This is a genomic window from Streptomyces sp. NPDC003393 (assembly GCF_053589015.1).
This window is the reverse complement of record NZ_JBSFRB010000087.1, coordinates 1-6,019: the sequence shown is the minus strand read 5'-3', so window position 1 is coordinate 6,019 and position 6,019 is coordinate 1. Positions and strand designations below refer to the sequence as shown.

The following is a 6,019-nucleotide window of genomic DNA, read 5'->3' as shown; positions in this document are numbered from 1 at the left end:
GGCAACAACCCCACGGGCGCGCTGCCGAACGCACCACTGGCCGGCCACTGGTTCTCCGCCCAGTTCCAGCAGCTGCTCCAGAACGCCTACCCACCCGTCTCGGGCGGGGGTGACCCCGGCACCCCCGACACCACTGCTCCCGGCGCGCCCACCGGTCTGACGGTCTCCGGCACCACTGACACCTCGGTGTCGCTGAAGTGGACGGCCGCCACGGACGACGTCGGCGTCACCGGCTACGACGTCTACCGGGACGGCACAAAGGCGGGCAGCACCGCCTCCACCTCCTTCACCGACACCGGTCTGACGGCCTCCACCGCCTACAGCTACACGGTCAGGGCGAAGGACGCCGCCGGAAACATGTCACCGGCCTCCACCGCCGTCACCGCCACCACCCGGACGGGCGGCGGCACCGACCCGGGAACCGGCGCCTTCACCGTGCAGTACAAGAACAACGACACCGCCCCCGGCGACAACCAGATCAAGCCCGGCCTCCAGATCGTCAACACCGGCACCGGCCCTTTGGACCTGTCGACGGTGACCCTGCGCTACTACTTCACCGGCGAGACCGGCGCGAGCACCTGCAACACCTCGGTCGACTACGCCGCCCTCGGCTCCTCCGACGTCAAGCTCAAGGTCGTGGCGATGCCGACTGCGGAGGCCGGCGCCGACCACTACCTGGAGGTCGGCTTCACCACCGGCGCCGGGACCCTCGCCGCCGGCCAGTCCACCGGAGACATCCAGGCCCGTTTCAACAAGAGCGACTGGTCCGCCTTCGACGAGAGCGACGACTACAGCCGCGCCACCAACACCGCCTACGCCGACACCACCAAGGTGACCGCGTACGTGAACGGCACCCTCGCCGTCGGCACCGAACCCTGACCGGCCCCCCAGGCCGGCGGCGTCAGGCGACCCGGGCGCCGCCGGCCGTCCCGGTGACGAGGAGGTCGGCCGACTGCCGTGCGACGGCGGTCGGACGGGTCACGTGGACCAGTTCCGTGCGGTGGACGAGGCGGGGCTCCTCGACCGGGACGGCGGTGAGGCCGGGCAGCGTGGCGGCCAGGGACAGCGGAAAGGCGGTGAGCCCGAGCCCCGCGGCCGCGAGGGCGGCGAGACGGCCTGGCCGAGGCCGCCGTCGCCCACGCCCGCACCCGGTGACCCCCACCGCGGTTAGCGCGGGCCGGACAGGGAAGCCAGGAAGCGGACGTGGACGCCTGCGGCGGCCTCACCGGCGCGGCGGGGCCTGGCAGGCGTGGTCGGGAGGTGAGCAGGTATGACCGGCGCGAAGAAGGACACCGACAGCGGCCGGCGGACGGCAGACGACACGGGGCAGAAGCACATCGTCGGCGCGCTGCTGAAGCGGTACGGACGCGAGAGCCTCTCGGAGGAGGCCGAGATCCATTTGAAGGAGTCCCCCCACGCCCTGTTCCAGATGTTTCAGCTCGGGGCGCTCACCGACGCCCGGGTGACCCCGGAGACGGCCGTGCGCACCTTCACCGCGATGCGTGACCGCCGCTGGTCCACGGCCCAGGGGGTGCTCCGCGCGGGGGCCGACCGGATCGCCGGGGCGCTCAGGGACGCCGGATACCCGGAGGGCGACGCCAAGCGCATCAGCACGGCCATGACGGACGCGGCGCTGCACCTTCAGGAGGACCACGGGGGCGACCTCGGGGAGCTGCGCGAGGACGCCGGGCGCGACCCGGAGCGTGAGCGGGAGCTGCTGCGGCACTTCGCCGGCGTGGACGACACCGTCGTCGACGCCTTCTGCCGCGAGGCGCAGCTCGTGTGGGGCGAGTTGTGCCCGTTCGTGGACAAGAAGGTGCTCGACGCGGCGGACCGGCTGCACCTCGACCAGGACGCGATGTCGCTGCGCGCGCTGGTGGACGACGACCGCGAGTTCGTCCGGCTGGTCGACGCCCTGGTCCGGGTCAGGCACGACGAGGACGGCTACCACCAGGTGCGGGAGCTGGCCCGGGTGACGTGACGGGGCGCGAGCGGTGGGTGAGGTCCTGATCCCGCCGCGCCGGTGGCGGGCACGGCCGGCCGGACGACGCAGCGGCCCGGTCACCGTGGGGACGCCGTGGGCCGACGCGGTGAGCGGCCCGACCGCCCACCGCGGGGACGTAGCGGCGGTCCCCCGGAGCAAGGTCGCCCCGGGGGACGCGGCTCAGGGGGTGGACGCCGTGCCGAGCCGTTGGTGGACCCAGGTGTGGAAGGCGCCGATGTGGTGCTCGCTGGGGACGAGGACCCCGCCCCTCGCGTAGGCGCGGGAGCCCATCCCCGGTTGGGTGCGCTCGCAGGCGTCGAAGTCCTGCCGGTTGACCCGGTCGAAGAGCTCCACGGACCGGGCTGTGTCCTGGCCGCTCTCGACCACGTGCGGGAGGTAGAGCCAGTCGCACTCGACGACCGTGCGGTCGACGGCCACCGGGAACATCCGGTGGAAGATCACGTGGTCGGGGACGAGGTTGATGAACACCTGCGGCTTGACGGTGATCGCGTAGTAGCGGCGGTCCTGCTCCTCGGCGACCGTCGGGATGCGCTCCAGGCCCTCGGAGCCGTCGACGGTGAAGCCCTTGATCTCCGCGCCGAACTCGGCGCCGTGGCCGACGTAGTACTGGGCGGCGTAGCCGTCGGCGAACTCCGGGAGCACTTCGGTGAGTTCCGGGTGGATGGTGGCGCAGTGGTAGCACTCCATGAAGTTCTCGACGAGGAGTTTCCAGTTGGCCGTGACGTCGTAGGTGATCCGGCGGCCCACCTGGAGGCCGTCGACGCCGTAGCTCTCGATGACCTGAAGGTCGCCGAGGCGCTCGGTCACGGCGCCGATCACGTCGTTCTCGAAGAGCGGCGGGGTGTCGGCGAGGCACACCCACACGTAGCCGAGCCATTCGCGGACGTGCACCTCGACCAGGCCGTAGGCGACACGGTCGACGTCCGGCATCGACGTGAGGCTGGGCGCGGCGACGAGTGTGCCGTCCAGTCCATAGGTCCAAGCGTGGTACGGGCACTGGAAGGCCCGCCTGACCTCGCCGGACTCCTCGGTGCACAACCGGGCCCCGCGATGCCGGCAGATGTTGAGGAACGCCTTCACCGAGCCGTCCCGGGCGCGGGTGAGGAGCACGCTCTCGCGGCCCACCCGGCAGGTACGGAAGCTGCCGGGCCTGGTCAGTTCGAAGGCGCGGGCCGCGCAGAACCACAGGGCCTCGAAGATGCGCTCCTGCTCGAGGGCGAAGATCCCGGGGTCGGTGTAGTGCTCGCCGGGCAGTGTGGGGATCAGGCTGGAGGGCGGGTCGGTGAGGGTCATCGTGTCACCTTGGGAAGAGGTCAGCCGCGCAGGCGGGACATGGCCGGGTCGAACAGGGGCTCCGGTGCGACGGCCGCCTCGACGCGCTGGTCGAAGTAGCCGATGCCCACGGTGGTGCCCGGGGTGGCGAGGTGCGCCGGAAGCCAGGCGTAGGCGATGCCCTTGCCGATGGTGTGGCCGTAGGCGGCGCTGGTGACGTAGCCGACGGGGCGGTCGCCGTCGTACACCGGTTCCTTGCCCATGACGACCGCCTGCGGGTCGTCGATGGTGAGGCAGGTCAGCCGGCGTCGTACGTCGGCCTTGCGGCGCTCGAGTGCGGCCTTGCCGACGAAGTCCTCCTTGTCGAGCTTGACGGCGAAGCCGACTCCGGCCTCGTAGGGGTCGTGTTCGTAGGTCATGTCGGTACCGAAGGAGCGGTACCCCTTCTCCAGACGGAGGCTGTCGAAGGCGCCGCGGCCGGCAATGACGCCGCCGAGCGGTCCGGCCGCCGCCCACAGGGTGTCCCACAGCTTCTGGCCGAGGTCGGCGGTGGTGTACAGCTCCCAGCCCAGTTCGCCGACGTACGACAGGCGCATCGCGGTGACCGGGACGCTGCCGATGTGGGCACGCTTGGCGCGGAAGTACTTCAGGCCGTCGTTCGAGAAGTCCTCGTCGGTCAGCGGTTGCAGCACCTCGCGGGCCAGCGGGCCCCACAGGCCGATGCAGCAGGTTCCCGCCGTGATGTCGCGGACCTGGACCGTGCCGTCGGCGGGGAGGTGGCGCGTGAACCAGTCGAGGTCGAGGTTGCCGTTGGCGCCGACCTGGAAGAGGTCGCGACCGAGCCGGGCGACGGTGATGTCGCTGCGGATGCCGCCGTCGTGGTGCAGCAGGAGTGTGTACGTCACCGAGCCGACCGACTTGGCGACCCTGCCCGTGACCAGCCGCTCCAGGAAGTCGGCGGCGCCGGGACCGCCGACCTCCAGACGCTTGAGGGCCGTCATGTCGTAGAGGGCGACGGTCTCACGGGTGACCTGGGCCTCCGCGCCGACGATGGGCGACCAGTACCGCGCGGCCCAGTCGCCGGGGACGCGGATGTCCCGCCCCTCGACGAGCGAGGTGTTGGCCTCGTACCACTGCGGGCGCTCCCAGCCGTTCGCCTCCAGGAAGAACGCGCCGTGCTCCTGCTGCCGGGAGTGGAAGGGGCTCGTGCGGATCGGGCGCGGGTCCCCCGACGGCTGAAGGGGGTGGATGATGTCGTAGACCTCCACGAAGTTCCTGCAGTCACGAGCCAGGACGTACTCCGGGGAGAGCTGGTGCGGCTCGAAGCGGTTGACGTCGCACTCGTGCAGGTCGAAGGACGAGCAGTGGCCGTCGACCAGCCATTCGGCCATGGCCCGGCCGACGCCCGCGGAGTGGGTCACCCAGACGGCCTCGGCGACCCAGAAGCCCTTGACGTCCGCGGACTCGCCGAGCAGCGGGAAGTTGTCGGTGGTGAAGGAGAACAGGCCGTTGATGCCCGCCGCGATCTCGGTCTCCTTGGTCGCGGGCAGCAGCGACTGGGTCTCGGTCCAGGCGTCGGCGAAGTCGTCCTCGGTGAACGTCAGCACCGACGGCATCAGGTCGGCCTCGTCCACGGAGAGGATCTCGTCGGCGGAGACGGGCATGGGGCGGTGGCCGTAGTACCCGATGCCCAGACCGTCGAAGCGGTCGCGGTAGTAGAGGTCGGCGTCCTGGTGGCGCAGGATCGGGCGGACCGCCTCCTCGGCCTGACCGGCCAGCGCCGGGACGGGGCCGGTCCAGGCGAGCTGGTGGGCGAGCGGGGTGAGCGGCAGGTTCATGCCGACCATACGGGCGACCTTCGGGCCCCAGATGCCGGCGCAACACACGACGATGTCGGTGCCGAGCTCCCCCTGGTCGGTGAGGACGCCGGTCACCCGGCCGTCGCGGTGCCGGACGTCTAGGACTTCGTGGCGGGCCAGGAAGCGTACGCCGCGCTCGGTGGCCCGCCGGATCTGCGCCTCGACGGCGAGGACGGCCTTGGCGATCCCGTCGGTGGGGGTCAGCAGTCCGCCGAGGACCCGGTCGGGGTTCAGCAGCGGGTGCCGCTCGACGCACTCCTGGGGGCTCAGCAGCCGGCCCTCGACGCCCCAGGAGGTGATCCAGCCGTGGCGGCGCCGCAGTTCGGCCAGGCGCTCGGGGGTGGTGGCCACCTCGAGGCCGCCGACCTGGAGGAAGCAGGGCCGGCCGTCGACGTCGAGGGAGGAGAGCTTCTCGACGGTGTAGCGGGCCAGTTCGGTCATAGTCTTGGAGGAGTTCGTCTGGAAGACCAGGCCCGGGGCGTGTGAGGAGGACCCCCCGGTGGCGGACAGCGGGCCCTGGTCGACCACGGTCACCTCGGTCCAGCCTCGTGCGGAGATCTCGTCCGCGAGTGCCGCACCCACGACGCCCGCTCCGACGATCACCACTCGGGGTCCCGCCATCGCCGCACCTCCGCAATTCCGCGTCGCAGGGTTGCTTTTGACGCAACATGATTCAGGCTGCGCAACTCAATGTGCCTGCCGCGTGAAAGGGTGTCAAGGGGGCCGTGATGTCCCGGAACAGAGCGGTGAACGGCCCGGGAAACAGTGCGGAAAACGGCGACGCCCGGCGGGCGGTGCGCGCTTCTGTCGGGCGGATCAGGCAGCCTGTCCGCACAACCCAGGCGCTCCGCCAAGTTGTTCGCGGTGTCCACGGCGATACGGG

The 6,019-nt window shown here is 71.3% G+C and carries 5 protein-coding genes; 2 read left to right on the top strand and 3 right to left on the bottom strand.

Annotated elements, in window-relative coordinates:
* Nucleotides 1-879: cellulose binding domain-containing protein (locus ACWDUZ_RS38300; RefSeq protein WP_451636446.1), on the top strand; the 879-nt coding region annotated here is incomplete at its 5' end.
* 22 nt (nucleotides 880-901) lie between these two features.
* Here ACWDUZ_RS38300 and ACWDUZ_RS38295 read toward each other — a convergent pair.
* A complete protein-coding gene (locus ACWDUZ_RS38295) occupies nucleotides 902-1,162 on the bottom strand; it encodes a hypothetical protein (protein WP_451636445.1) in 261 nt (86 codons plus the stop codon).
* Between the two features lie 108 nt (nucleotides 1,163-1,270).
* Here ACWDUZ_RS38295 and ACWDUZ_RS38290 point away from each other — a divergent pair, with 108 nt between their 5' ends.
* Nucleotides 1,271-1,981 carry a hypothetical protein gene (locus ACWDUZ_RS38290; RefSeq protein WP_451636444.1) on the top strand — a complete coding sequence of 237 codons (711 nt, stop codon included), beginning with the start codon at nucleotides 1,271-1,273 and terminating at the stop codon, nucleotides 1,979-1,981.
* Between the two features lie 183 nt (nucleotides 1,982-2,164).
* Here the strand turns inward: ACWDUZ_RS38290 and ACWDUZ_RS38285 are convergent, their stop codons facing one another.
* Both ACWDUZ_RS38285 and ACWDUZ_RS38280 read right to left on the bottom strand, forming a co-directional pair.
* Nucleotides 2,165-3,298: an aromatic ring-hydroxylating oxygenase subunit alpha gene (locus ACWDUZ_RS38285; RefSeq protein WP_451636443.1), complete on the bottom strand. Its 1,134-nt coding sequence runs from the start codon at nucleotides 3,296-3,298 to the stop codon at nucleotides 2,165-2,167.
* A 20-nt stretch (nucleotides 3,299-3,318) separates the two neighbouring features.
* On the bottom strand, nucleotides 3,319-5,757 hold the full coding sequence (locus ACWDUZ_RS38280; RefSeq protein ID WP_451636442.1) for a GcvT family protein: 2,439 nt from the start codon (nucleotides 5,755-5,757) through the stop codon (nucleotides 3,319-3,321).
* Nucleotides 5,758-6,019: the final 262 nt, after the last annotated feature.